This window comes from Pleomorphomonas sp. T1.2MG-36, from assembly GCF_950100655.1.
GTDB lineage: Bacteria > Pseudomonadota > Alphaproteobacteria > Rhizobiales > Pleomorphomonadaceae > Pleomorphomonas.
This window is the reverse complement of record NZ_CATNLY010000023.1, coordinates 375,156-398,683: the sequence shown is the minus strand read 5'-3', so window position 1 is coordinate 398,683 and position 23,528 is coordinate 375,156. Positions and strand designations below refer to the sequence as shown.

The following is a 23,528-nucleotide window of genomic DNA, read 5'->3' as shown; positions in this document are numbered from 1 at the left end:
CGCCAGGGCGCCGCAAGGGCGCGCCGATCCGCGCAGCGGGCAGATTTTGAAGACCGCGCGGGGAACGTGCCCCGCGCGGAATGTCGGGATATCAGGACCTGATCAGAGGTCCGATTCCTTGTAGTAGCCGGAGTCGATCACGATCTCCTTGTAGTTGTCCTTGGTCACCAGAACCGGCTTCAGCAGGAAGGACGGAACGACCTTCACGCCGTTGTCGTAGGTCTTGGTGTCGTTGACTTCGACTTCCTTGCCCTCAAGAGCCTGCGAGACCATCTTCACGGTCTGCTTGGCGAGCTCGCGGGTGTCCTTGAAGATCGTCGAATACTGCTCGCCGGCGATGATCGCCTTGACGGACGGCAGCTCGGCGTCCTGGCCGGAGACGTACGGCATCGGCGTGCCTTCGGTGCCATAACCGACGCCCTTCAGCGACGAGATGATACCGATCGAGATGCCGTCATAGGGCGACAGCACGGCGTCGACATGCTTGTCGGTGTAGTTGGCCGACAGGATGTTGTCCATGCGAGCCTGGGCGGTGGCGCCATCCCAACGCATCGTGGCGACCTGGGCGAACTCCGTCTGGCCCGACTGAACGACGACCTTGCCGCTGTCGATGTAGGGCTTCAGGACGCTCATGGCGCCATTGAAGAAGAAGGTGGCGTTGTTGTCGTCGGGCGAGCCGGCGAACAGTTCGACGTTGAACGGGCCCTTGCCGTCCTTGAGGCCGAGCGGGGTCTCAAGCGACGAGGCCTGAAGCACGCCGACCTGGAAGTTGTCGAAGGTCGAGTAATAGTCGACGTTCGGCGAGTTGCGGATCAGGCGGTCGTAGGCGAACACCTTGACGCCGGCCTCGTGGGCCTTGGCGAGAATGTCGGTGAGCGTCGTGCCGTCGATCGAGGCGACAACGAGGACGTTGACGCCCTTGGTCACCATGTTCTCGATCTGGTTCAGCTGGTTCGGGATGTCGTCTTCAGCGTACTGAAGGTCGGTCTCGAAGCCGGCAGCCTTGAACTGCTCGACCATGCTATGGCCGTCGGAAATCCAGCGCGACGAGGACTGCGTCGGCATGGCAATGCCAACCTTGCCCTTCTCGGCGGCGTAGGACGCGGTGGCCATGGCGGAAACGCCGATCACGAGCGTGGCAGCCAGAATCTTGGTAAGCTTCATTCTCTCCCCCTTCAATCCCGCGAGGGTTGGCGACCTGCCACGCCTCTTCGGGAACTCCGTGTGAGTTGGTGACCAATTTCGTCAGGCGCTTTCCGCTCCTGACGTCCTCATAAAGCAGGACATCCCCGCCTTATTCCCATTTCGGGTCCGGTAACGGGCGCCACCGGATCCATACCTTCCATCCGAACCGGCTGGTGCCGAACGGGCGGAAGGACCTCCTTGACGCGAAGGACGGCCGTTCGGCCGCCGTCGCGAAGCTGCCCCGGGGGCAGCGAATCCCCTGTTCCGGAACTCGTCCGGACGTGTGCCAAACCCGCCACGGGGACGGCGCACGCATCCTGCACTCCCAGCGGCAGTTTCACCGAAACCAGGCCGCTGTCCAGACCTCGCCGGTACCGACCATCGACTAACGCGACGTCGGCCATCGGGGTCCGGGTGATCTCAACTCGGCCGACACCGCCGGCCCCTTCGCTACGGAGCAAAGAGGATAATCCTCCCGCCACCCTCACCTTCGGGACATTGGGGATGACATCTTTGTCCGTGGACGAAATGCCTTGCCAGATCGAGGTCGACTGCTGCCTGTTGGGACGATGCGCCGTAAACAACCGTACGGTATTGCGCCGAGGCCGCGCACCGCCGCAGGCATCACGCTCGCAACTCCCTGTCATACCTGATTTTTCCCCCAAATCAGCCGAGAACTCCGGTCCTCTTCCCAGGCGCCGGATCGACTTTATGTAATAGTTTAGCCAAGCGCCTACGGCTCTGCAAGCCTGCTTTTATCCGTGCAATCCCTTGCATTTTCCAGGACGGGGAATACGGTGCTCTCACAAACTACCGTAACTAAAAGAGAAAATTCCACTTTAGGAGAATCTTGAGCGGTTTTGCGGGTAGTTTCAATTATAAATTCGAATATCGAACAAAATTTTTATAGGTAAAATACAATTCATCAATCTATGGAGGAGATTTGTAGATTGATTAAAACTTAAAGGTGTTGACGGGGCTTCCAAGAGGTGTCCCCAGCCACCCTTCGGATGGAGTTTTTTCCGGGAAGGTTGGCTCGAAGAATTGCAGTCGTCAGACTGAAGTGCGCAGGATCGTCCATGTTTTGATGAACGTTTCGGTCAAGTCCTCGCTCCGGAAACGTTGGCGGGCGTTCGAAGGTAGCAGGGCTGGGCCGGGATTTGCGCTTGTCGGGCTTGATCGCGGGTCGATCGGGCCCTTGTCCCGCTCCGCTATGGAGACGGTGTCCTGTCGAAACGTTCTACTGAAAATTGTTCTTCATGACCGATAGAAGGCGCGCGTAGCGTGTACGCGACCGCCTTGCCGGACACCGCAATTGGGACAAAAGGGAATGAGTCCGTCACGCCGAGAGCACCCGATGACGCTCCCGGCCGTCTTCAAGCACCGAAACGGCGCGAAAAGGACCGCCGGTCAGCCGCCGGACTTCGCTGCCGCCTTCTTGGCGGCCAGCATGGCCTTCTTTGCCGCTCCCATTCCCTCCTTCACCTCCTGGCGGGCACGCCCGAACGCCATGGCGTCGCCGGGCACGTCGGAGGTGATCACCGAGCCGGCCGCCGTCAGCGCGTTGTCGCCGACCGTGACCGGCGCCACCATGACGGTGTTGGAGCCGACGAAGACATCGGCGCCGATGACCGTCTTGTGCTTGAAGAAGCCGTCATAGTTGCAGGTGATGGTGCCGGCGCCGACGTTGGTGCGGGCGCCGATCGAGGCGTCGCCGATATAGGTGAGATGGTTGACCTTGGCTCCCCGGTCGACGCGGGCGTTCTTGATCTCCACGAAGTTGCCGACGTGAACGTTCTCGGCAAGGTCGGCGCCCGGCCGCAGTCGGGCATAGGGGCCGACGATCGCCCCGCCGGCGACCTTTGCGCCTTCGAGATGGCTGAAGGCGCGGATTGTCGCGCCGGACGCCACGCTGACGCCGGGGGCGAACACCACGTTGGGCTCCACCACCACGTCTCGATCCAGCTTGGTGTCGAAGGAGAAGAAGACCGTCTCGGGCGCTGCGAGCGTCACGCCGGCAGCCATCGCCTCGGCGCGCATCCGGTGCTGGAAGATGCCTTCGGCCGCCGCGAGCTGCGCGCGGTCGTTGATTCCCACGAACTCGCTCTCGTCATCCCCGATGACCGCCTCGGCCCTGAGACCGCGAGCCGCGGCTACCGCTATGGCGTCGGTCAGGTAGTACTCGCCCTTGGCATTGGCGTTGCCAATCGCTTCGAGCAGCTCCGGCAACAGGCCCGGCCTGAAGGCCATGATTCCCGAATTGCAGAGACGAATCTCCTTGGTTGCCGCGTCGGCGTCCTTCTCCTCGACGATGGCGACGAGCCGCCCGTCACGGACGATCAGCCGGCCATAGCCGGTCGGCACCTCGGTCTTGAAGCCGAGAAGGGCGATGTCGGCGCCGGTCGACAGGCGGTCCGTCAGGGCGGAAATGGTTGCCGGGCGGACGAGCGGCGTGTCGCCGAACAGGACGAGCACGGGTCCTCGGTGGTCGGCGAGCGCCTCGCGCGCCGCCAGCGTCGCATGCGCCGTGCCGAGACGCTCCCGCTGCTCGAACACCTGCGCGTCGGGAGCCGCGTTCCCGAGATAGGCGCGCACCTTGTCGGCGCCGGCGCCGATCACCACGGCGACGCGGTTCGCGCCACCGGCTCGGGCGCTCTCCAGGACTGCGTCGATGAGCGGCCTGCCGCCCACTGCGTGCAGCACTTTCGGCAGGTCGGATTTCATGCGCGTGCCTTCTCCGGCCGCGAGGATGACGGCGAGACAGGACGGATCGATCATGGTGGGGGCTCCCAAACGACGGTTGCCGCATTTGGCCGAGGCGAGGGCCGCCGGTCAAGCGTAGACAGTGCAACGCTCGCAAAGCGGTGCCGGAGAGCCGACTGTTGCTCGCGCGCGACAGCGATGGTCCACCGGTGGTGCATGGTTGCGCCGGCCGGCCTTGGATGCTGGCGAGCCCGGTGGCGGGCGGCTATCAAGGAGCGGATCGCTGACGACAGGGAGACACCAGTATGGCGGACCGATTGACCGAGAACCGCTTGCCTCCCGTGTCGGTCAAGGAGCGTCGTACCGTCTACGATGGCTGGCTGACGCTGGAAGTCGCGGTTCTCGAAACAACGGTGCATGGCGAGCCCCGGCTCGTGCGGCGCGAGGTGCACGACCACGGCGATGGCGCGGCGGTTCTTGTCTACGATTCGGTTCACCGGACGGCCATTCTGGTCCGGCAAGTGCGTGCCGCCGCGCTTTTGGCCGACGGCAAGGGTGTAACGCTCGAGGCGATCGCCGGCATCGTCGACGACGGTGAAGACGGCGAAACGGCGGTGCGCCGCGAAGCCTGGGAAGAGGCGGGATGCGTGGTCGGCAAGTTGGAGTATCTCGGCCGGCCCTATTCTTCTCCGGGATCGCTTACCGAACGGGTCTGGCTCTATCTCGGCGAGATCGACGCATCGGCACAGCGCGGCAAGGGCGGTGGCCTCGCGGAGGAAAGCGAGGAGATCGAAGTGGTCGAGCTGCCCTTGGCGGAACTGGCCGAGATTGCCGACACCGGCGAGGCGCTCGATCTCAAGACGCGTCTTCTGGTCGAGGCGCTGCGTCGGCGCCGTCCGGAGCTGTTTGCCTGAACCTGTTTCTATCTGTCAGGGACAATCGACGACGCGGCCGGCCGGTACGTGACGACAGAGGCGCTCGGCATCGATCCAGCCCGCCGTCAGCGCGAGGCCGAGCGCATCGACGGTGATGGTGAAGGGCTGCAGATGCAGCTCGTAGGTCGTCCCCTGTCCGTCGTCGAGCTGTCTTGTGACCCCGAGTTCGTGCGGCGTTCGGCCGGCGGCCAGTTGCAGCGCCACGTCCGCTGTCTTGCGGGCCAACGCCTCATGGTCCTCCCATATGGTGGCGGTTTGCTGGCCGCGCGCGATGCGGTTCAGCGTTTCCGGATCTCCCCCCTGACCGACGACGGCGACCTTGTCGATGAGGCCCCGTTCTTCGAGAACCGAGATCGCCTCTCCGGCGCTGGCATCGTCTGGCGTCAGCACGGCATCGACGGCGTTGCGGGTGGAATCGAGAATGTTGCCGAAGGCGCGGCGGGCATTCAGCGACAATCCGCCGGGCGTGTAGGCCTCGCCGGCGATCCGGATCAGACCGGCACTGATCGAATCCCTGAGCACGCCGATCTGTCCGGCGTAAAGGCGGGCGGTTTGCGGGTCGTCGAAATCGCCCTTGAGCAGCACCCAGTCGCCGCGCGGCCGCGCCGCGTACAGGGCCAGCGACTGCAGGCGTCCCACATCGGCCTGATTGAAGCCGATCGAAAGCACGCCGTCGAGGCTGATGGGCCGGTCATAGCCGATGACCGGGATGCCGGCCGCGACCGCCGCCTTGATCGGCATTTCCAGGGCGCGGGCATCGACCGCGGCGACGATCAGCACGTCGACCTTGGCATCGATCAGGCTTTTGACGTCGAGGATCTGCTTGCCCGCCGACAGGCGCGCATCGGTTTCGATCACCGCGCCGGCGCCGGCGGATATCGCGTCGCGGATTGCCTCGGAATCCACTTTCCACTGGTGCGTGGTATCGCCCGGCCAGCTCACGCCGATCACCGGCGCCGCGGTTGCCGCCTGGCAGAACAGGCCGAAGACGATTGTCGGAAGCACCCTCCACATGCCGAAGACGTCCCCCCGAATGTCGTTCCCATGGGCGCGCGGACAATACGCGTCGGGTTGGGGATTGTGAAGCGGGCCGCTTGGCCCAGTTGACCCATTGATTATCTTTGAAGCCCAAAAAAAGCGTGGACCGGGGCCATGGGCAATGTCAATATCCCGTGCCGATCTGGCCGGCCGCTTTGGGGGAAGCGGACCGGACTTCGGGGTGGTTTCCACCCGGGGTCGTGCGGTAAGGGGAGGGGGCGGAGGAATCCGAAAAGGTTTCGGCCCCAGAGCATCCCGTCTGATCTGTCAGGCTGGGAAAGGCTTCGATGAAATAGAGAATGGGCGCCGAGGCCAGGGATGTCCCCTGCCGATGGCGGAGGACAGGCGTTATTATGACCGTGCGTGGAGATGGATCGCGGCGCGCTTCCGTCGGCAAGGCCGACAGCGATCATGTTCGGCGGCAAAACCGATCCCTGGTGCTGTCGGCGCTGCGTCGACGCGAGCCGATCGCCCGCGTCGATCTCGGCGCCGAAACGCATCTGTCACCGGCCACCATCACCGCCATCACCGCCGATCTGATCGCCGAGGGACTGGTCGAGGCCAGCGATGACGAGGTGGACAGCGGCGAGGCCCAGGCCGAACCGGTGCGGCGCGGTCGTCCTCGCGTCATGTTGCGCCTCGATCCGACGGCGGGCTACGTGCTGGCCGCCAAGATTTCGCGCGACAGCGTCGTATTGCAGCTCGCCGATTTCGACGGCCGCCTCATCGATCGTCAGGAAGCCATCGTGCCGACCTTCGAGGAGACGCGCGACAGCTTTCCCGTCAAGCTCGCCGATCTCCTCGGTCGCATCGTCGCCGACAACGGCATCGATTTCCGGCAGGTGGCCGAGATTGCCATCGGCGCGCAAGGTTTCGTCGACACCAATACCGGATCGGTCATGTGGTCGCCGGCCTTCAACGTTCGCGACATGCGCCTCGTCGAGCCGCTCAGGGTGCTGACGGGCCGCAACTGCATTCTTTCCAATGACGCCAACATGATCGCCCAGGCCTTGCACGAGGCCAACCCGGATATCTATAGCGGCACCTTCGCCGTGATCTTCGTCGATCAGGGCGTTGGTGCCGGCCTGTTCGTCGGCGACCGGCTGCACCATGGCGCCGCCGGCTCGGCGGCCGAGTTCGGCCATATGAATCACCTGCCCGATGGAGCCCTTTGCCAGTGTGGCCGGCGCGGCTGCCTTGAAGCCTATATCGCCGATTACGCCATTCATCGTCAGGCGCTTGGCTTGCCGGAGGATGCTCCTCCGCTCAGTGTCCGCCCCACGCAGGGGGAACTGATCGCCCACGAGGCGGCCGCCTATGCCGGCGACGAAACCATGCGGGCGATCTATCATCGGGCCGGTGAGACGCTGGGTTACGGGCTCGCCCGGCTGATGGCGCTGATCAACCCCAGCCGCATCGTGCTGACCGGCGGCTCGGTTCGCGCCTATCCGCTGTTCGAGACGGGGCTGAAGACGGCGATCGAAGCGGCGCTGGTCGAGGATCTGCGCCGATCGACGGTGATCGAGACGCTGCCCTGGCAGACCGACATGATCATGACCGGCCTCATCTCCTACATGCTGACGCGCCTCGACCGCGAGGTCTTCTCCAATCCCGCCGAGGCTCGCCGGTTCCGGATCGGCTGATCCGCTTCACTCCGCGGCGAGCTTCGGCTTTTCCGGACCAACCATCTCGTCCTCGGTGAGGCCGAGCTTTTCGGCGTCGCTGAGCTCGCCCGACAGCAGGCGCTCGATGTGGCCGCGCGGTTTGGCAAGGCCCGCCAGCATCAGGTAGGCGACCGGCGTCAGGAACAGCGTGAACACGGTCGCAAAGCCAAGGCCGCCCACCAGCACCCAGCCAAGGGCGACGCGCGCCTCGGCTCCGGCGCCGAAAGCGAGAACCAGCGGCACCGCTCCCACGATGGTGGCGATCATGGTCATCACCACGGGTCTCAGCCGGATGCGGGCCGCCGCTTCGATCGCTTCGCGGACGCTACGACCTTCGTCGCGCAATTGATTGGCGAATTCGACGATCAGAATGCCGTTCTTGGCCATGATGCCGACCACCATGACGAGGCCGATCTGGCTGTAGATGTTGAGCGTGCCACCGGTGAAGCGGATGGCGAATACGGCGGCGGCGAGGCCGAAGGGAACGGTTGTGATGATGATCAAGGCCGCCACGAAGCTTTCGAACTGGGCCGCGAGCACCAGCAGCACGACGATCAGCGCGAAGCCGAAGGTGGTGGCAAGCCCGGCCGACGTCTGGGCGAGCGCCGCCGCCTCACCGGTCTGCTTGATGCCGTAGCCGGCTGGCAGGACCGAGGCCGCGACGTCATCGGCCACCGCCATCGCCTGCCTCAGGGCCACGCCGGGAGCCGGTTCGATGGAGATGGGCACCGCCCTTTGCTGGCCGTCGCGCGACAGGCCGGGCGCCGTGGAGCCCTCGACCAGCGTGGCGATGGCGCTCATCGGCACCATCCGCCCATCGCCGGTCCGGAGGAAGACGTTGCCGAGGTCGGTCGGGTCGTCGATCGGCGTGGCGGACGACACCAGTTTGACCGGAATGATCCGGTCGCCGATCGAAACGTCGGCCACCTCGCGGCCGTCCAGAACGGCTTGCAAGGCCTGGGCGAGGCCGGTGACGGAAATACCGAGATCCTGCGCCCGATCGCGGTCGATGCGGACGGACAGCTGCGGCTGCGTCGGCTGGTAGTCGAGGGTGGCATTCCGGACCTCCGGCCGCGTCTCCAGCGCCTTGATGAACGCGTCGCCGACCTTGGCAAGGCCCTCGAAATCGGGACCGACGAGAGAGAGGCGCAAGCCCTGGCCGCCGCCGCGAATGCCGAGCGAGTTGGAGCTCAAGGCTCGCGCCTGGATGGACGGGATGGCGGCAAGCTTGCCGTTGATTTCGGCGGCGATCGCCGCTTGGCTGCGCGACCGCTCTTCCCATGGGGCGAGCGTCAGCATCATGAAGCCGGAGTTGGCGTCGCCGCGCCCGGCGATAGCGAAGCTGGCGGTGGCCTCCCCGCTGTCGAGATAGGGCTGGACGACGGCGGCAACCTTGTCCATCTGCCGTCCCATGTTGTCGATGGAGATCCCGGGCGGGGCGGTGACCATCAGCATCACCGAACCCCGGTCCTCACGCGGCGTCAGCTCGCTCGGCAGGCTCTGGAAGACGCCCCAGGCAACGGCGGCGAAGCCGACCGACAGGGCGACCACCACGAGAGGGGCGGCCAGCGCCGCATGGAGCACCCGGCCGTAGACCGCGGCGAGCGGCCGGCCGATCGAGCCGAGCAGACGCGGCATGATCGCCCGCCTCTGTTTGTCTTCCGCCGGCAGGATGGTCGCGGCCAGCATCGGTGCGAACGTCAGCGCCGTGATGCCTGAAATGGTGACCGCGATGGCCAGCACGAAGCCGAACTCGCGAAACAGGCTGCCGGCGGTTCCCGGCAGGAAGGAAATCGGCACGAACACGGCGGCGAGGGTTGCCGTCGTGGCGAGCACGGCGAAGAACACTTCCTCGGTGCCGAGCACCGCCGCGGCGCGTGGCTGCATGCCCATGTGGCGCCGACGGACGATGTTCTCCAGGACGACGATGGCATCGTCGACCACAAGGCCCGTGGCGAGCACCAGGGCCAGAAGCGTCACGATGTTGATCGAGAAGCCGACCAGCCACATCGCGGCCAGCGTTCCGATGAGCGACACCGGAATGGTGATGGCCGGGATCAGCGTCGCCCGCCAGTTGGCGAGAAACAGGTAGATGACGGCGACCACGATGACGACACCGAGCCCGAGGGCCAGGATCACCTCGTGCAGGGCGCCGTTGATGAAGCGCGCCTCATCGGAGGTGATGGCGAGTTCGACCCCGTCCGGCAGCGTCGGCTTCAGGTTGGCGACCACACGGGCGACATCGCTGGAAATCTGGATGGAGTTGGACCGGGCGGCGCGGACGATGCCCATGCCGATGCCGGCCTTGCCGTTGATCTTGAGCTGCGAGGTGCCGGTGTCGGGTGCCAGCGACACGGTCGCCACGTCACCGAGGCGCGTGGTGCCGTTGATCATGAGGCGGGCCATGCCGGCGGCATCGGTGACGCGTGCGTCGGCGCGCACCACCATGCTGAGGTCGCGGTTGGCCAGTGCGCCGGCCGGGCTGTCCATCGATACCGTGGACAGCGTCTGAGTGAGATCGGCGACGGTGAGGCCGCGCGCCGCCAGCGCCGTCTGGTCAATGTCGACGCGGAATACCGGCTCCTGGTCGCCGAACACCTGGACGTCGGCGACACCGTCGACGGCGGCAAGCGCGTCGGCGATCTTGTCGTTGACGAGGCTGGTCAACTCCTCGAGCGATACGCGGTCGGACGTGACGGCGAGCCGGATGATGGCATCGCCATCGGCGTCGGCCTTGACGATCTGCGGCTCGTTGATGCCGTCCGGCAACTGATTTCGGATGCGGCTCACCACGTCGCGCGTGTCGTTGGCGGCGACGTTGAGGTCGGTGTTTTCCGAGAACTCGATGGTGACGCGCGATCGGCCGAAGCTCGACCGGCCGGATATCGAGGTGACGCCGGCAACCCGCGCCACTGCCGACTCGACGCGGGCGGTCACGTCGGTGTCGATGGTCTCCGGTGCGGCGCCGTCATAGCCGACGGTCACCGTCACCACGGGGCGGTCGACGTCGGGCAGCTCGCGCACTTCCACGTCGCGGTAGGCGGCAAGGCCCGCCACGATCACCAGGGCGTTGACCACCAGCGCCAATACCGGCCGGCGAACGAACAGCGCGGTGAGGGCATGGCTGCGGCCGCTCATGGCTTTGTGTCCCGAGCCTTGTCGGCGAGCTGCTCGGGCTCGCCGGCCATCCGCACGGGTGCGCCGGCCCGCACCGACTGAATGCCTTCGATCACCACCGGATCGCCTGGCTTGAGGTCGCCACTGACCAGCACCGTGTCGGCATTGCGTTCGATGATGGCGATGCCGGTTCGCTTTGCCTTGCCGTCGTCGATCGACCAGACATAGGAACCGTCCCGGTCCCATTGCACGGAGGTCGCCGGCACGGCAGGCTTCTGCTGGCCGGGGAAGCGGAGGGTGACGGCGAATGACATGCCGGGCCGGAGCACGTCGTCGGGATTGTCCACAGTCGCCTGAGCGACCAGGGTCCGGCTGTCGGCCTCGATGCGGCTGCCGACGGCGGTGACCTTGCCTTTGAAGGTGGCGCCGGGCTGCGACGGCGTCGCCACTTCGATTGGTTGGCCGATGGCGACGCGGGCCGCGAAAGCCTCGGGAACACGGAACTCCACCTTGATGTCCGAGCGGTCATCGACCGTCGCGATCTCGGTCGACGTCGACACCATGTCACCCACTTCGACCGAAGTCAGGCCGACGATGCCGGCAAAAGGCGCAGTGATGGTGCGGCGGCTGAGGTTGAGTTCGGCCTCCTGCAACGCCAGACGCGCCTTGGAGAGCTCGAAGCGGGCTGTGTCGCGCTCCGCGGCGGAAATCGCCCGCGTCTCGGCAAGTCTTTCGTTACGGGTCGCCTTGGCATCGGCATCCTGCAAGGCGACCTTCGCCTGCTCCAGCGCGATCTTCTCGCTGTCGTCGTCGAGACGGACGAGCGTGGCTCCGGCCTCGACCCGTTCGCCCGAGGTGAAGGCGACCTCGGTCACCATGCCGGTGGCGCGCGGGAAGACGACAACGGTGCGCGCGGCCTCGGCGGTGCCGATGGCGCTGACGCGGTCGGCGGTTTCGGTCAAGACGACGGGAGCCGTCACGACCAGAGCGGTCCTGCCACCGCCGCCGCCCGCGGCTCCGTTGCGCCCACCTTCAGGCCTTGGCGTCGCGGCCGCCGCGTTGTCGGCCGCCGCCAGAAAGAGCCATTCCGGCAGCAAGGCGCCCGGCACGCCGGCCTCGGTCAGTCGGGGACGCGCAGCCGGGTCGAATGCGCCCCAGCCGATGATCCCGGCCAACCCCAGGAGCAGGGCGAGTACCAGTTGTTTCCAGAAGGCCATGTCCGGCTCCGTTTCGGCGATGTAGCCCAAGGGATAATCCGGATAACTTGAGTTATGAAAGCGGCGAAATGTACGCAAGTGTAACACGTGAAGCCTGTGCGGCTCCATCGGATCAGCCTGTGCAAGGGCTCGCGGATATCAGTTTGTGCGGCGGCGAAGCCAGGGGCGCGTGCCGGCCGCGGGTTCGGGCAGGGCGCCGGGCTGGTAGTGAAGGTTGGGGGACGGGTCGCGCTTCTCTGAGAGGTAGCGGCGGGCGGTCGCGTTCCTGACCTCGAACGCCGAGATGCCGACGCGCCGCATGAGCGGGATCTCGTCGATCAGAATGTCGCCGACCGCCCGGATCTCTCCGGCAAAGCCCGCTCGGACGAGGCGGGCGGCATGGCTGAAGCCACGCCCGTCGGCAAACTTGGGGAAGTCCACTGCAACGACGGCGATGTTGCCGAGGAGCGGCAAGACCTCATCGAAGCGATCGGCCGGCGAGAACAGCAGTCCCAGCCGACGATTGCCGGCGCTGTTCCCATTGAGCGTCGCCCTGAGCGCCGCGAGCGGGAGGATCAGGCCGTCGCCGCCATTGTCCTCGCCTGCGATGGCAAAGTCGTTGGGCTCGAATCGCCCCGCCCGATAGACGTCCGGCGTCGAGCTGCTGGTGGCGGCGCCTTGCGGCACGATGGCGGTGGCAACCATGGCTCAAATCCCCGGAATGGCCGCGCCCGACGGCTGGCCGAGATGGATACCGCATTCGGTCTTGGCCTTGCCGCGCCAACGGCCGGCTCGTTCGTCTTCGCCCGGCCGCACCTTGTCTGTGCAGGGCAGGCACCCGATCGACGGGTAACCCTCGGCAACCAGCGGATGCGGCGGCAGGTGGCGCGCCTCGCGATAGGCCTCGATGCGCGCCCGGTCCCAGCCGAGCAGCGGGTTGACCTTGATGCGCCCGCTTGCCGCCTCGAACAGCGGCAAGTGCGTCCGCGTCTCGGCCTGATAGCGCTTGCGGCCGGAAATCCAGGCGTCATAGGGCGCGAGGGCGGCGGCGAGCGGCCTTACCTTGCGGATGTCGCAGCAGGCGTCGGTATCGGCCATCCACAGCGCGCCGGCCGGGTCGGCGGCGGCAAGGTCCGAGGTGTCCGGACCGTGGGAGACGGTGCCGGTCAGGCCGAGCGTCTCCAGCAATCTGTCGCGATAGGCCAAGGTCGCCGGAAAGAGCTTGCCGGTGTCGAGAAAGATCACGGGCAGGGACCGGTCGATGTCGGCCACCATGGCCAGCAGCACGGCGCTGTCGGCCCCGAAGCTCGAGACCAGGGCGATTCTGCCGGCGTAAAGATCCAGCGCGGCGGCGACGATCGCCTCCGCTTCCTCTCCCTCGTGGCGAGCGGAGAGGAGGCGTGCCTCGGCGGCGAGCCCCTGATCGGGATCGACGGCAAGGCCGAGCGCGTCAAGCACCATAGAGGGCCTCCTTGAACGGCGCCTCGCCGAGCCTGCGATAGGCGGCGAGGAAGGTTTCCTCCGGTGAGGTGCGGAGCTTGATGTAAGTGTCGACAACTGTCTCGACCGCGTCGATGATGCCGTCGGCGTAAAAGCCCGGCCCGATGATCTCGCCGATCGACGCGCTTTCGTCCGGGTTGCCGCCAAGGCTGATCTGATAAAACTCCTCGCCCTTGCGGTCGACGCCGAGAATGCCGATGTGGCCGACGTGGTGGTGGCCGCAAGCGTTGATGCAGCCGGAAATCTTGATCGACAGCGGCCCGATCTCGTCCTGCCGTTCCGGCGCGCCGAACCGCTCGGACAGTTCCGAGGCGATCGGGATGGACCGGGCGTTGGCGAGTGCGCAGTAGTCGAGGCCGGGACAGGCGATGATGTCGGTGATGGCGCCGGCGTTGGCGGTGGCGAGCCCGGCGGCGGCGAGCGCCTTGTAGACCTCCGGCACGTCGTCGAGCGCCAGATGCGGCAGGATGAGGTTCTGCTCGTGGCTGACGCGGATTTCCGAGAAGGCCCATTTCTCGGCGATGTCGGCGACGGCGTCCATCTGGTCGGCCGACGCGTCGCCGGGAATGCCGCCGATCGGCTTCAGCGAAATGGTGAGCGAGGTGTAGCCGCGCGCCTTGTGGCGATGGAGATTTTGCCGTGCGAAGCGGTCGAGCGCTGGATTGGCGGCGCGGGCCGCGTCCAGCTTGGCCGAAACCGCCGGCCGATCCTCGAAGGCGGGCGGCGCGAAATAGGCGCGGATACGCTCGACTTCCTCGGTCGGCAAGCCGAGAACGCCGCCCCGGATCTGTTGGAACTCTTCCTCCACCATCCGCCGGATCTCGTCGATGCCGGTCTCGTGGACGAGGATCTTGATGCGCGCCTTGAACTTGTTGTCGCGCCGGCCGAACAGATTGTAGACGCGCAGGATCGCGTCGACGTAGGCGAGAATGTCGGCCTCCGGCACGAATCCGGCGATCTCGCGAGCCAGCATCGGCGTCCGCCCCTGGCCGCCGCCGACATGGACGGCAAAGCCCATGCCGCCGTCGTCTCCGCGTTTCACCTCAAGGCCGATGTCATGCAGGCGGATGGCCGCGCGGTCGTGAGCGGCGCCGGTCACCGCGATCTTGAACTTGCGCGGCAGGAAGGAGAATTCCGGGTGCAGCGACGACCACTGGCGCAGGATTTCGGCATAGGGACGGGGATCGTCGGCCTCGTCGAAGGCGGCGCCCGCGAAGTGGTCCGCCGTCACGTTGCGGATGCAGTTCCCCGATGTCTGGATGGCGTGCATCTCCACTTCGGCCAGCTCGGCGAGGATGGTCGGCACGTCCTTGAGCGCCGGCCAGTTGAACTGGATGTTCTGCCGGGTGGTGAAGTGACCGTAGCCCTTGTCATAGGTCCGGGCGATGTGGGCGAGGCGGCGCATCTGCACGGACGACAGCGTGCCGTAGGGAACGGCGATCCGCAGCATGTAGGCATGGAGCTGCAGATAGACGCCGTTCATCAGGCGCAGCGGCTTGAACTCGTCCTCGGTGATCTCGCCCTTGAGGCGGCGCTCCACCTGGTCGGCGAACTGGGCGACGCGCTGCTGGACGAAGGCGGCATCGAACTCGTCATAGCGATACATGGCGGCCTCCTTCTTCAGACGGCACCGGGCCGGTGGTCGGACTTGACGGTGGGGCCGAAGGCGCGGATGCGCTCGCGGAGGCGCTTGGGCACGATGCGCCCGTTCGTCACCTCGACGGGGATGGTGACGACATCGAGCACCCTGGACGCCTTGACGTCGGCCTGCGCGGCGGTCTCGGCCACCGCAAGCTGCGCGGCGTCGTCGATCAGCTCGGCGGCGTCCACATCGGCGACCCACTCGCCCAAGGCGGTGCGATAGACGACGTCGCCGTCGTAAAGTCTGTTGGCGGTCAGAATCTCGGGCATTGGCATTCCGGTGTCCGCGAAGCTAGCAATCCTGACTGACACATAGTCGATTGCTTCGCCAAGGGCCTGCGTCATCATTTCAAAAAGCGCAACGGCGGCGAAAAAAACATCCCGCCGCCGCCGCATTATTGAAAGACTACAAGGTGTATAGTCTATTTATCTCGAAAAAATGGCCGGATTCGGTCAGATGCTGTCGAGCAGCTTGAACCAGGTCATGGCGGCAACGAGGGTCGGCCAGCGAAGCAGCGTGCCGCCGGGGAACGGCATCACCGGCACCTTGGCGAACGCATCGAACCTACCCATGCTGCCGCCCACCGCCTCGGCGATGACGTGCCCGACGAAGGGGGCCAGCATCACGCCCTGTCCGGAGTAGCCGGCGGCGATGAACACGTTGGGCTTCGGCCGGCGGATGAACGGCATGCGGTTGAAGGTGATGCCCAGCGTGCCGCCCCAGGCGTGACTGATCGGCGTGTTGGCGAGTTTCGGATAGACGCGGGCGAGATGCGGCCGGACGAAGGCCGCGATGTCCTCGGGAAAGGCGTGGCTGTAGGTCTCGCCGCCGCCGAACACCAGCCGCCGGTCGGGCGTCTGGTGCCAGTAGTAGACGACGAAGCGGCTGTCGCTCACCGCTTCCTCGCCGGGGATCAGCACCTCGTCGAGCGGCTCGGTAGCGACCACGAAGTTGTTGATCGGCAGAACGCTGGCGTCGGTCTCGGCGTCGAGGCCGCCGAGATAGCCATTGCCGGCCACGATGACCGTGTCGACCATCGCCTCGCCGTCGGCGGTGACGACGATAGGCTTCGCCGCGTGCCTGATTTGCGTGACCCGGCTGTCTTCGTAAAGCGTCGCACCGGCTGCGACCGCCGCCCTGGCAAGGCCCAGAGCGAATTTCAGCGGGTGCAGCTTGCCGCCCTGCGGGTCGAAGGTGCCGGCGTGATAGATGTCCGTGCCGATCCGTCGCGCCGTTTCATCCCGATCGAGGAACTGGCGCTCGATGCCCCATTTTTTCTGGAGGTGATCGACGTGGCGCTTTTCCGCCTCGACCCAGCGCGGCTTGTGAACGGTGTGGATGAGCCCCGGCCGGAAGTCGCAGTCGATGGCATGCTCGGCGATCAGCCGATCGAGATGGGCGCGCGCTTCGTCGGCGAGCCGCAGAAGGTCGCGCGTCGCTCCCTCGCCGATCCGCGCTGCCAGCCAGTCGGGATCCTGGCGCTGGCCGGGATGGATCTGGCCGCCGTTTCGCCCCGAGGCCCCCCAACCGATCTTGTTGGCTTCGAGCACGACGACCTTGTAGCCGGCCTTCGACAGCGAGAGAGCCGCCGAAAGCCCGGTATAGCCACCGCCGATGATGGCGATGTCGGCCCGGCAATGGCCCTTCAGGGACGGATAGGTCGGAATTTCCCCCGAGGAGGCGGCATACCAGGAAGCGGCATGCGGAGCCCGCCCCTCGGCGGGCATGAAGGTTGGCGCGGAAAACATGCGAGTTGTCTCGAAGTCATGTCTGCCGGAAGCTTTGGGCTTCCGTCATCGGTTGGAAGGCCGGCCAAAACTGCGCCACGGGGCCGTCCTCCCGGTCGCATCAGCGTCGTCCGCGTTACGTTGGCCGCACCCTAGCCGAAACGCTCGGCGCTAAGGAATCCGAAAGTTGGGCAGGGGCGGCGATTGCCGCCCAAGCCATGTGCAGGTTCAGCCCATGAGGCCGTCGCGCTTCAGGTCGGCGTGCGTCATGTCGAGCGTCAGGGTGGCAAGCCGGATCAACTCGTCGGCCTCCTCGTGGCTCAGCACGAAGGGCGGCGCGATCACCATGGTGTCGTGGACGTGCCGCATGACGAGACCGTTCCGGAAGGAGTGCTCGCGGCAACGGAGGCCGATGCTGCCGTCGCCGGCAAAGCGTTTGCGCGCCGGCTTGGCGGGAACGAGCTCCAGCGCTCCCATCAGGCCGGTCATCCGCGCTTCGCCGACCAGCGGATGGTCGGCGAGCTTCAGCCAGCGCTCTTGCAGATAGGGCCCGATGTCGTCGCGGACGCGCTCCACCAGCTTCTCCTCGCGCAGGATCTTGAGGTTGGCGATGGCCGCCGCCGCGCAGACGGGGTGGGCCGAGTAGGTGAAGCCGTGGTTGAACTCGCCGGTGTCCTCGATCACCCCGGCCACCTTGTCGGAAACCAGCACGCCGCCGATCGGCAGGTAGCCCGACGAGAGCCCCTTGGCGACCGGCATCAGGTCCGGCTTCATGCCGAAATGCTCGGCGCCGAACCAGGTGCCGAGCCGGCCGAAGCCGCAGATCACTTCGTCGGAGATGAACAGGATGTCGCGCTCGCGGCAGATGCGGGCGACCTCCGGCCAGTAGGTGTCCGGGGGAATGATGACGCCGCCGGCGCCCTGGATCGGCTCGGCGATGAAGGCGGCCACCTTGTCTTCACCGATCTCGTCGATTGCCGTTTCGAGTTCGCGCGCCGCCTTGAGGCCGAACTCGGCCGGCGTCAGGTCGCCGCCGTGGTCGAACCAGTAGGGTTGGCCGATGTGCTGGATGCCGGGAATGGGAAGGCCGCCCTGCGCGTGCATCGGCGTCATGCCGCCGAGCGAGGCGCCGGCCACCGTCGAGCCATGGTAGGCGTTGCGGCGGGCGACGATCACCTGCTTGCCCGGCTTGCCGAGCGTCGTCCAGTAGGTTCGCACCATCCGCAAGATGGTGTCGTTGGCTTCCGAGCCCGAGCCGCAGAAGAAGACCCTGTTGAACCCTTCGGGCGTCACCTCGGCGATCAGCGCGGCGAGCTCGACGGCCGGCGGGTGCGTCGTCTTGAAGAAGGTGTTGTAGTAGGAAATCTCGCCCATCTGCCGCTGCACAGCCTCGGCGATCTCCGGCCGGCCATGGCCGATGTTGACGCACCACAGGCCGGACATGCCGTCGAGAATGCGATTGCCTTCGCTGTCGGTCAGCCAGACGCCCTCACCCTTGACGATGACGCGGACGCCGCCGGCATTGAGCGAACGGGTGTCGGAGAACGGGTGAAGGTGATGCGCTGCGTCGAGGGCGCGATAGTGCTCGGTGGGATACTTGTTGTGGGTAAGCATGGAAGCCTCTGAATAAAGGCGGCCGCTCGCAGGGCGGCAGATCAATAAGCGTCGCCGGCGTCCTTGATGGGGACGCCGGCATTTGTGTTGAGGGCAATCACGGCAACCGCCGCATCAGATGCCCGGCCCTTGCGCTCGCGCGCGCCGGCACATTCTCAAACCGCCAGCAGGAGATGCTGCCGCTCCCAGCTGGAGATAACGTTCATGAAGGTCTCGTATTCCTGCTGCTTGATCGCCCGGTAGGTGGCCATGAAGCGCGGTCCGAATACCTCGGCGAGATCGTCATTGTCCTCGAAGAGCGCCAGCGCTTCCAGAAGACCGCGCGGCAGCCCGAAGGGCAGGTCACGCGCCGATCCGGCGATCGGCTCTTCCGGACCGAGGCGCTGTTGCATCCCGAGGAGCCCGCAGGCCAGCGATGCGGCAATGGCGAGATAGGGGTTGGCGTCCGAAGACGGCACCCGGTTCTCGACCCGCCGCGAGCCGGGCCCCGAGTTGGGGACCCGGATGCCGACGGTCCGATTGTCGTATCCCCAGTGAACGTTGATCGGCGCTGCCGTGCCGCGCGTCAGACGACGGAAGGAGTTGACGTAAGGGGCGAGGATGCACATCACCGCCGGCAGATATTTCTGCTGTCCGGCGATGAAGGCGAAGAAGGCCGGCGTGGGATTTCCCTCGTCGTCGGAGAAGATGTTGCGCCCGGTCTCGATGTTGACGACCGATTGGTGGATGTGCATGGCCGATCCCGGCTCGCGGCTCATCGGCTTGGCCATGAAGGTGGCGTACATGTTGTGCCGGAGCGCCGCCTCGCGGATCGTTCGCTTGAAGCTGAACACCTGGTCGCCGAGGGCAAGCGGTTCGCCATGGCGCAGATTGATCTCCATCTGCGCGGCCCCCTCCTCGTGGATCAGCGTATCGATCTCCAGGCCCTGCTTCTCTGAAAATTCGTAGATATCGTCGAACAGGTCGTCGAACTCGTTGACGTGCTGGATCGAGTAGGACTGCCGGCTCGCTTCGGCACGGCCGGAACGGCCGATCGGCGGCTCCAGCGGATAGTCCGGGTCGAGGTTCTGCTTGACGAGATAGAACTCAATTTCCGGCGCCACCACCGCCCGAAGGCCTTCGCGCTCGTAAAGGCCGATGATCCGTCTGAGGATCTGGCGCGGCCCGAGATCGAACGGCCGGCCGTCGCGGTGGAAGGCGTCGTGAATGATCTGCGCCGTCGGCTCCGATGCCCAGGGTACGGCGGTCAGCGTCGAGAAGTCCGGCTTCAGGAACACGTCTCCGTCGGACGGGTCGTGTTGAAACGCGTCGTCTTCCTCGGGATACTCGCCGGTGATGGTCGTGGTGAAGACCGACGAGGGCATCGCCATGACGGTGGAGGAGAAGAACTTGTCGGCTGGCATCAGCTTGCCGCGGGCGACGCCGGCCAGATCCGGCGTGATGCACTCGATATCTTCGATGCCCCGCTCCTTGAGCCACATCTTGGCCTCGGCGAGGGTTTCAACGCCCCGCTCCGGGTTGCGTTCGCCGACCCTCGGCGTGTCCTTGGGCTCGGCCGAAATCAGACTCATGATCGCTTTCTTTCGTTGCTGGCGCGCGAAGGCGGGAGCCTCTTCCATCCCGCCCGTCCGAACGCACGCCTTTGTGTTTCGGAAAATGCAGACCCTTTATTTGTGATGACATTTTCCCGCTGGCGCAATCGCATTTTGGATGCGGCCGGTGCCGGCAGTGGTGACAAAATGCCACGTGCCAGAAAATAGGCAGCGACCAGTTGTCGTCCCCCCCTCGCTGTGCATAAATGCGCGCGACTACCGAGTGCGTAGAACGCCGGATTCCCCCGCCGGTCTACGAATGAGAGTGCCGGAGCGACCCCGCCAGCTTTGCGATTGCGAGGGCGAGGGGCGGCCGCGACAGGGAACAGGGAGCATGACGAAAATGGTGAGACAGCGTCTTCTGGGTGCCGCCGCGCTGACGGTCGCGCTCGCGACGGGGGCCGCGGCCCAGGACAAGGTCGTCAACGTCTACAACTGGTCGGACTACATCGACGAATCCGTGCTGGAAGAGTTCACCAAGGAGACCGGCATCAAGGTGGTCTACGACGTGTTCGACAATCAGGACATCGTCGAGACCAAGATGCTGGCCGGTGGCTCGGGCTACGACGTCGTGGTGATCACCGGTCCGTTCCTGGCTCGCCAGATCGCCGCCGGCGTCTACCAGCCGCTCGACAAGTCCAAGCTGCCCAATCTTTCCAACATGTGGCCGGAAGTGACGAGCCGCGTTGCCGAGTACGATCCGGGCAACCAGTATGGCATCGACTACATGTGGGGCACAACGGGCATCGGCTACAACGTCGAGAAGATCAAGGCGATCATGCCCGACGCTCCGGTCAACAGCTGGGACATGGTGTTCAAGCCGGAGATCGTCTCGAAGTTCAAGGACTGCGGCGTGCAGTTCCTCGACGCTTCAGAGGAGCTGATCCCGGCCGCTCTCAAGTATCTCGGCAAGAACCCCGATTCCAAGAATGCCGCCGACATCGACGAAGCCGGCAAGCTGCTGGCGTCGGTCAAGCCCTACGTGCAGAAGTTCCATTCGTCGGAGTACATCAACGCGCTCGCCAACGGCGACATCTGCCTGGCGGTGGGCTACTCCGGCGACATCCTGCAAGCCCGCAACCGGGCTGCCGAGGCCAAGAACGGCGTCACCGTCAACTACGTCATTCCCAAGGAGGGCGCCAACATGTGGTTCGACATCATGGCGATCCCCAAGGATGCGCCGAATCCGGATGCCGCCCATGCCTTCATGAACTTCATGATGAAGCCTGACGTCATCGCCAAGTCGACCAATTACGTCGCCTACGCCAACGGCAACCTCGCCTCGCAGAAGTTCGTCGACCCGGCCATCCTGTCGGATGCCTCGATCTATCCCGACAAGGACACCCTGGCCAACCTGTTCTCGACCACGCCTTACGACGCCAAGGCACAGCGCGTGTTGACCCGCGTCTGGACCTCGGTCAAGACGGGCATGTAAGAGCAGTCCACAAGGAACTGTCGAAAAGCGCCCGGCCGTCTGGCCGGGTGCTTGCATGTGACGGATGGCGGTGGCACGTCAGGCTGGTTAAAACGAGGGTCCGATGATGATCGAGGCGGTTGGGCCGATCAAACGCAAGTTTGCGCCCTGGGACGATCCGACGCTCAAGCCGTTCATCCGCTTTGAGAACGTCACCAAACGGTTCGGCGACTTCACCGCCGTCGACAATCTGACGCTCGACATCTACGAGCGCGAGTTCTTTGCCCTTCTGGGGCCGTCGGGCTGCGGCAAGACGACGCTGATGCGCATGCTCGCTGGCTTCGAGCAGCCGACCGAGGGACGCATTCTGCTCGACGGCAAGGATCTGTCCGGCATTCCGCCCTACAAGCGGCCGGCCAACATGATGTTCCAGTCCTATGCGCTGTTCCCGCACATGACGGTGGAAGGCAACATCGCCTTCGGCCTCAAGCAGGAAGGCATGGACACCTCCAACATCAACACCCGCGTCGCCGAGATGCTGGAGCTGGTCAAGCTTGAGAAGTTTGCCAAGCGCAAGCCGCATCAGCTGTCCGGCGGGCAGCGCCAGCGCGTGGCGCTCGCCCGTTCGCTTGCCAAGCGTCCGAAGGTGCTGTTGCTCGACGAACCGCTCGGCGCACTCGACAAGAAGCTGCGCGAGGAGACGCAGTTCGAGCTCATGGACATCCAGATGGAGCTCGGCATGACCTTCCTGATCGTCACCCACGATCAGGAAGAGGCGATGACGGTCTCAGATCGCATTGCCGTCATGAACCACGGCGTCATCGCCCAGATCGGCACGGCCTCCGAAATCTACGAACAGCCATCGTCCCGCTACGTCGCCGATTTCGTCGGAGACATCAACCTGATTGACGGGACGGTAGCGGCCGTCGGCGACGGAACCGTCACGCTCCACTGTGCCGGTGTCGAGACTTTGATCGTCGCCGAGGCCGGGCCGGGCGAGGTCGCCGTCGGGGCCAAGGCCGGCTTCGCCATCCGCCCGGAAAAGGTGCAGATCTCGCTCGAGGCGCCGCCGGCCGGCGCATCCAATGTGCTCTCCGGCGAAGTATGGGATATCGGCTATCTCGGCGACATCTCGGTCTATCGCGTCCGCCTTGCCGGTGGTTCCATCGTCAAGGCCACCGTTGCCAACCTGACCCGCATCGTCGAACGGCCGATCACCTGGGAAGACAAGGTGTACCTGACCTGGCCGGCCGACGCCGGCATCATCCTGCTGAAGTGAAGGACCCGGCCATGGCGGAGCGCTGGACGCAAGAGATGAGGCCCTTCCTCGCCAAGTGGGCGTTGGTGGCGGTTCCCTATCTGTGGAGCCTGTTGTTCTTCCTTGCGCCGTTCCTGATCATCTTCAAGATCTCGCTGTCGCAGACCGCGATCGCCATGCCGCCCTACGTGCCGGTGATCGGCGGCCTCGGCGATCTCTGGTCGAAGCTCACGGATTTCACCTTCGACAACTATGTCTTCCTGACCGAAGACCCGCTTTACTATTCGGCCTATCTCTCCAGCCTGCGGATCGCTCTCGTCTCGACGATACTGCTGCTCATCGTCGGCTATCCGATCGCCTATGGCATGGCGCGCGCGCCCAAGAGCCTACGCAACGCCCTGGTCATGGCGGTGATCCTGCCGTTCTGGACGAGTTTCCTGATCCGCGTCTACGCCTGGATCGGCATCCTGAAGCCTGAAGGGCTCATCACCATCGCCCTCCAGGGCCTGGGCATCCTCGGGCCGAACGAGCAGATCCACGTCTACAACACCGAGATCGCGGTGTTCATCGGCATCGTCTACTCCTACCTGCCGTTCATGGTGCTGCCGCTCTACGCGGCCCTCGAGAAGCTCGACACGACGTTGCTCGAGGCGGCCGCCGACCTCGGTTGTCCGCCGACCAAGTCTTTCTGGGTGATCACTTTTCCGCTGTCGCTGCCCGGCGTCATTGCCGGCTGCTTCCTGTGCTTCATCCCGATCGTCGGCGAGTTCGTCATCCCCGACCTGCTTGGTGGCTCCGAGACGCTGATGATTGGCAAGACGCTTTGGGCCGAGTTCTTCAACAATCGCGACTGGCCGGTATCGTCGGCCGTGGCGGTGGTGCTCCTGATCATCCTGGTGGTGCCGATCGTCATCTTCCAGAACCAGCAGAAGAAGGTTTGAGG

General features: G+C 65.3%; 17 protein-coding genes. 5 read left to right on the top strand and 12 right to left on the bottom strand.

The window, feature by feature from the left end; translation table 11 throughout:
• Positions 1–102 precede the first annotated feature (102 nt).
• Together chvE and glmU are read right to left on the bottom strand one after the other, a co-directional pair.
• Positions 103–1,164 carry a multiple monosaccharide ABC transporter substrate-binding protein gene (gene chvE / locus QQZ18_RS13270; protein ID WP_446728646.1) on the bottom strand — a complete coding sequence of 354 codons (1,062 nt, stop codon included), beginning with the start codon at positions 1,162–1,164 and terminating at the stop codon, positions 103–105.
• Between the two features lie 1,431 nt (positions 1,165–2,595).
• Positions 2,596–3,963: a bifunctional UDP-N-acetylglucosamine diphosphorylase/glucosamine-1-phosphate N-acetyltransferase GlmU gene (gene glmU, locus QQZ18_RS13265; RefSeq protein ID WP_284541399.1), complete on the bottom strand. Its 1,368-nt coding sequence runs from the start codon at positions 3,961–3,963 to the stop codon at positions 2,596–2,598.
• A gap of 230 nt (positions 3,964–4,193) precedes the next feature.
• Between glmU and QQZ18_RS13260 the strand changes: the two genes are divergently transcribed.
• A complete protein-coding gene (locus QQZ18_RS13260; RefSeq protein ID WP_284541398.1) occupies positions 4,194–4,802 on the top strand; it encodes an NUDIX domain-containing protein in 609 nt (202 codons plus the stop codon).
• A 15-nt stretch (positions 4,803–4,817) separates the two neighbouring features.
• Here QQZ18_RS13260 and QQZ18_RS13255 read toward each other — a convergent pair whose 3' ends face one another.
• Positions 4,818–5,837, bottom strand: a complete 1,020-nt coding sequence (locus QQZ18_RS13255) for a substrate-binding domain-containing protein (RefSeq protein ID WP_284541397.1) — start codon at positions 5,835–5,837, stop codon at positions 4,818–4,820.
• Positions 5,838–6,214: 377 nt separating this feature from the next.
• Between QQZ18_RS13255 and QQZ18_RS13250 the strand changes: the two genes are divergently transcribed.
• Positions 6,215–7,504 carry an ROK family transcriptional regulator gene (locus tag QQZ18_RS13250; RefSeq protein ID WP_284541396.1) on the top strand — a complete coding sequence of 430 codons (1,290 nt, stop codon included), beginning with the start codon at positions 6,215–6,217 and terminating at the stop codon, positions 7,502–7,504.
• Positions 7,505–7,510: 6 nt separating this feature from the next.
• Here the strand turns inward: QQZ18_RS13250 and QQZ18_RS13245 are convergent, their stop codons facing one another.
• From QQZ18_RS13245 to QQZ18_RS13205, 9 genes are all read right to left on the bottom strand, one after another.
• Positions 7,511–10,663 (bottom strand): efflux RND transporter permease subunit, encoded by a 3,153-nt coding sequence (locus QQZ18_RS13245; RefSeq protein WP_284541395.1) that lies wholly within the window; start codon positions 10,661–10,663, stop codon positions 7,511–7,513.
• On the bottom strand, positions 10,660–11,859 hold the full coding sequence (locus QQZ18_RS13240; protein WP_284541394.1) for an efflux RND transporter periplasmic adaptor subunit: 1,200 nt from the start codon (positions 11,857–11,859) through the stop codon (positions 10,660–10,662). Before QQZ18_RS13240 ends, QQZ18_RS13245 begins: the two co-directional genes overlap by 4 nt.
• Positions 11,860–11,997: 138 nt before the next feature.
• The gene (locus tag QQZ18_RS13235) at positions 11,998–12,543 is read right to left on the bottom strand and encodes a DUF934 domain-containing protein (protein WP_284541393.1); all 546 of its coding nucleotides are present in this window, start codon (positions 12,541–12,543) and stop codon (positions 11,998–12,000) included.
• A 3-nt stretch (positions 12,544–12,546) separates the two neighbouring features.
• Complete coding sequence (locus tag QQZ18_RS13230; RefSeq protein ID WP_284541392.1) at positions 12,547–13,299, bottom strand: phosphoadenylyl-sulfate reductase; 753 nt, start codon at positions 13,297–13,299, stop codon at positions 12,547–12,549.
• Positions 13,289–14,944: a nitrite/sulfite reductase gene (locus QQZ18_RS13225; RefSeq protein WP_284541391.1), complete on the bottom strand. Its 1,656-nt coding sequence runs from the start codon at positions 14,942–14,944 to the stop codon at positions 13,289–13,291. The genes QQZ18_RS13230 and QQZ18_RS13225 overlap by 11 nt, the downstream gene beginning before the upstream one ends.
• 14 nt (positions 14,945–14,958) lie before the next feature.
• Entirely contained in the window at positions 14,959–15,249 is a 291-nt protein-coding gene (locus tag QQZ18_RS13220) for a DUF2849 domain-containing protein (RefSeq protein WP_284541390.1), read from the bottom strand.
• A 183-nt stretch (positions 15,250–15,432) separates the two neighbouring features.
• Positions 15,433–16,728, bottom strand: coding sequence for an NAD(P)/FAD-dependent oxidoreductase (locus QQZ18_RS13215; protein WP_284541389.1), 1,296 nt, complete (start codon positions 16,726–16,728; stop codon positions 15,433–15,435).
• A gap of 207 nt (positions 16,729–16,935) precedes the next feature.
• Entirely contained in the window at positions 16,936–18,321 is a 1,386-nt protein-coding gene (locus QQZ18_RS13210; protein ID WP_284541388.1) for an aspartate aminotransferase family protein, read from the bottom strand.
• A gap of 155 nt (positions 18,322–18,476) precedes the next feature.
• Complete coding sequence (locus tag QQZ18_RS13205) at positions 18,477–19,892, bottom strand: glutamine synthetase family protein (protein ID WP_284541387.1); 1,416 nt, start codon at positions 19,890–19,892, stop codon at positions 18,477–18,479.
• Positions 19,893–20,256: 364 nt separating this feature from the next.
• On the opposite strand from QQZ18_RS13205, the gene QQZ18_RS13200 reads away from it, so the two are divergent.
• From QQZ18_RS13200 to QQZ18_RS13190, 3 genes are all read left to right on the top strand, one after another.
• Positions 20,257–21,348, top strand: a complete 1,092-nt coding sequence (locus tag QQZ18_RS13200) for a polyamine ABC transporter substrate-binding protein (protein WP_284541386.1) — start codon at positions 20,257–20,259, stop codon at positions 21,346–21,348.
• Positions 21,349–21,454: 106 nt separating this feature from the next.
• Positions 21,455–22,606 (top strand): ABC transporter ATP-binding protein, encoded by a 1,152-nt coding sequence (locus tag QQZ18_RS13195; protein WP_284541875.1) that lies wholly within the window; start codon positions 21,455–21,457, stop codon positions 22,604–22,606.
• 35 nt (positions 22,607–22,641) lie between these two features.
• Positions 22,642–23,526 carry an ABC transporter permease subunit gene (locus QQZ18_RS13190; RefSeq protein ID WP_284541385.1) on the top strand — a complete coding sequence of 295 codons (885 nt, stop codon included), beginning with the start codon at positions 22,642–22,644 and terminating at the stop codon, positions 23,524–23,526.
• Positions 23,527–23,528: the final 2 nt, after the last annotated feature.

Excerpts from the sequence above, each read along its gene's own strand:
- QQZ18_RS13220 (WP_284541390.1), bottom strand. The coding sequence starts at position 15,249 with ATGCCCGAGATTCTGACCGCCAACAGACTTTACGACGGCGACGTCGTC.
- QQZ18_RS13235 (WP_284541393.1), bottom strand. The coding sequence starts at position 12,543 with ATGGTTGCCACCGCCATCGTGCCGCAAGGCGCCGCCACCAGCAGCTCG.
- QQZ18_RS13245 (WP_284541395.1), bottom strand. The coding sequence starts at position 10,663 with ATGAGCGGCCGCAGCCATGCCCTCACCGCGCTGTTCGTTCGCCGGCCG.
- QQZ18_RS13230 (WP_284541392.1), bottom strand. The coding sequence starts at position 13,299 with ATGGTGCTTGACGCGCTCGGCCTTGCCGTCGATCCCGATCAGGGGCTC.
- QQZ18_RS13240 (WP_284541394.1), bottom strand. The coding sequence starts at position 11,859 with ATGGCCTTCTGGAAACAACTGGTACTCGCCCTGCTCCTGGGGTTGGCC.
- QQZ18_RS13200 (WP_284541386.1), top strand. The coding sequence starts at position 20,257 with ATGGTGAGACAGCGTCTTCTGGGTGCCGCCGCGCTGACGGTCGCGCTC.
- QQZ18_RS13250 (WP_284541396.1), top strand. The coding sequence starts at position 6,215 with ATGACCGTGCGTGGAGATGGATCGCGGCGCGCTTCCGTCGGCAAGGCC.
- QQZ18_RS13255 (WP_284541397.1), bottom strand. The coding sequence starts at position 5,837 with ATGTGGAGGGTGCTTCCGACAATCGTCTTCGGCCTGTTCTGCCAGGCG.
- QQZ18_RS13210 (WP_284541388.1), bottom strand. The coding sequence starts at position 18,321 with ATGCTTACCCACAACAAGTATCCCACCGAGCACTATCGCGCCCTCGAC.
- chvE (WP_446728646.1), bottom strand. The coding sequence starts at position 1,164 with ATGAAGCTTACCAAGATTCTGGCTGCCACGCTCGTGATCGGCGTTTCC.
- glmU (WP_284541399.1), bottom strand. The coding sequence starts at position 3,963 with ATGATCGATCCGTCCTGTCTCGCCGTCATCCTCGCGGCCGGAGAAGGC.
- QQZ18_RS13195 (WP_284541875.1), top strand. The coding sequence starts at position 21,455 with ATGATCGAGGCGGTTGGGCCGATCAAACGCAAGTTTGCGCCCTGGGAC.
- QQZ18_RS13225 (WP_284541391.1), bottom strand. The coding sequence starts at position 14,944 with ATGTATCGCTATGACGAGTTCGATGCCGCCTTCGTCCAGCAGCGCGTC.
- QQZ18_RS13190 (WP_284541385.1), top strand. The coding sequence starts at position 22,642 with ATGAGGCCCTTCCTCGCCAAGTGGGCGTTGGTGGCGGTTCCCTATCTG.
- QQZ18_RS13260 (WP_284541398.1), top strand. The coding sequence starts at position 4,194 with ATGGCGGACCGATTGACCGAGAACCGCTTGCCTCCCGTGTCGGTCAAG.
- QQZ18_RS13205 (WP_284541387.1), bottom strand. The coding sequence starts at position 19,892 with ATGAGTCTGATTTCGGCCGAGCCCAAGGACACGCCGAGGGTCGGCGAA.
- QQZ18_RS13215 (WP_284541389.1), bottom strand. The coding sequence starts at position 16,728 with ATGTTTTCCGCGCCAACCTTCATGCCCGCCGAGGGGCGGGCTCCGCAT.